Origin of the sequence: Bacillus cereus group sp. BfR-BA-01379, from assembly GCF_022663605.1 — a bacterium.
Taxonomy (GTDB): Bacteria; Bacillota; Bacilli; order Bacillales; family Bacillaceae_G; genus Bacillus_A; species Bacillus_A mobilis.
The window spans coordinates 1-370 of the sequence record NZ_JAKUFT010000216.1 but is presented as its reverse complement, the minus strand read 5'-3'; the positions used below and the strand labels follow the sequence as shown (position 1 = coordinate 370).

The window sequence follows — 370 nt, the reverse complement described above, 5'->3', positions numbered from 1 at the left end:
TTATATGCTTTTTATCTATTTTTTGTTGGCTTTAATACTTTATTAAAAGCAACTGATATTGTAAAAGTATGGATATTCCCTTCCACTCCTGCTTATCAAATCACCATATTATTACTACTACCTTTTATTATTTTGGCCCTGAGTGGGTTAAGGGCTCTTACTAGTTATTCTATGCTTGTTTTCTTCTTCACTACTTGGATGCCACTATTTCTTCTTTTTTCACTAAAGAGTAACTACAACCCTTTACATCTACTACCTATTATTAAAGATGGATTATACCCTATTGTAAAGGCAACAAAAGAAACCATTACTCCTTATGCTGGCTTAGAACTTGCATATTATATATACCCGTTCTTACAAAAAAAACAAA

1 protein-coding gene is annotated in these 370 nt (G+C 31.1%); it reads left to right on the top strand.

The genetic code is table 11. From position 1 onward, the window contains the following. On the top strand, positions 1-370 hold a 370-nt coding region (locus MR113_RS27540; RefSeq protein ID WP_242257497.1), incomplete at both ends, for a GerAB/ArcD/ProY family transporter.